The organism is Paenibacillus sp. USHLN196, from assembly GCF_037144955.1.
Classification (GTDB): domain Bacteria; phylum Bacillota; class Bacilli; order Paenibacillales; family Paenibacillaceae; genus Paenibacillus; species Paenibacillus xylanexedens_C.
The window spans coordinates 1-1,080 of record NZ_JBBCYH010000036.1 but is presented as its reverse complement, the minus strand read 5'-3'; the positions used below and the strand labels follow the sequence as shown (position 1 = coordinate 1,080).

Annotated in this window: 1 protein-coding gene; it reads right to left on the bottom strand. The window is 49.2% G+C overall.

Translation table 11 applies throughout. The annotated features are described in order from the left end of the window. Window positions 1-11: 11 nt before the first annotated feature. The gene (locus tag WFI24_RS34155) at window positions 12-968 is read right to left on the bottom strand and encodes an IS30 family transposase (RefSeq protein WP_336766271.1); all 957 of its coding nucleotides are present in this window, start codon (window positions 966-968) and stop codon (window positions 12-14) included. Window positions 969-1,080: the final 112 nt, after the last annotated feature.

The following is a 1,080-nucleotide window of genomic DNA, read 5'->3' as shown; positions in this document are numbered from 1 at the left end:
AAGACGGATTGTCAAGCCAAGTGCGACAGTTCCTGTGTGAAAGATTCGTGAGCGGTCTTCCAGCCCAGACATTTTCGGGGGCGATGGTTGATTAAATGAAGCGAACGCTCCAATGTTGCATCTGAGATTTGCGCAAAGTCCGTACCCTTGGGAAAGAACTCTCGAAGTAAGCCGTTCGCATTCTCATTCGAACCGCGTTGCCAGGAAGAGTAAGGGTCAGCAAAATAGATCTGTACGTCGTGTGTTTGTTCCAGGTTCGCGTAGCAGGCGAACTCCTTGCCACGGTCTGCCGTAGCGGTTCGAAAAGCCTCAGTAGGATACTGAGCAGCGACTACGCCAAAGGCGATCTCCATCGACAAAGCTGTCCGATCGGGCATTTGAATCGCGGTGTACAGACGTGTTTTCCGTTCAATGAAGGTTGCTACACACCCCTTGCTCTTTCCACGTCCCGATACCACCGTGTCCAGTTCCCAATGCCCAAATCTTTCCCGGGAGAGAACGTCTTTCGGGCGCTGGGAAATGGGTCTGCCTACAGCAAACTTCCCGCGTGTTTCCGCAGGTTTCTGACGTTTACCTTTGTGCCGGAGTACGTGTAAAGCACCTTTCGTTAGACGACCTGCATAGATCCAGCGGTAGATCGTTTTGAAACATACGGTGGGTTGATTTTCAGCTCTAAAGCGCTCCACGATCTGCTCAGGGGACCATGTGGCGTGCAACTTCTCTTCCAGCTCTTCAGCATGTTTTTTCGTCCATTTACCCTTGGATACGGAAGCTTTACGGCGCTGCACATAAGCTTGTTGTGAGCTTTCTGCCTGATATGGCTGTAGTTGAACATTCCGGCTGATTTCCCGGTAAATGGTCGTATGATGCCGACCAAGTTCCTCGGCAATAGCTCTTGCACTTTTCCCTTGTTGATGTAGGATTTCTAGCTTGCTGCGTTCGATTATGCTAAGATGTGAATAACTCATGGACTGATTCTCCTTGTGTGAATGCTGGTGTGGTAACTTTCATTCTACACGAATCAGGCTATGAGCCATTTTTTATTTTCAATAGGTGTCGCACTTCATATTACAATCCGTA

What these genes read in the sequence shown, in the direction of transcription:
- WFI24_RS34155 (WP_336766271.1), bottom strand. Translation starts at nt 968, where the DNA reads ATGAGTTATTCACATCTTAGCATAATCGAACGCAGCAAGCTAGAAATC.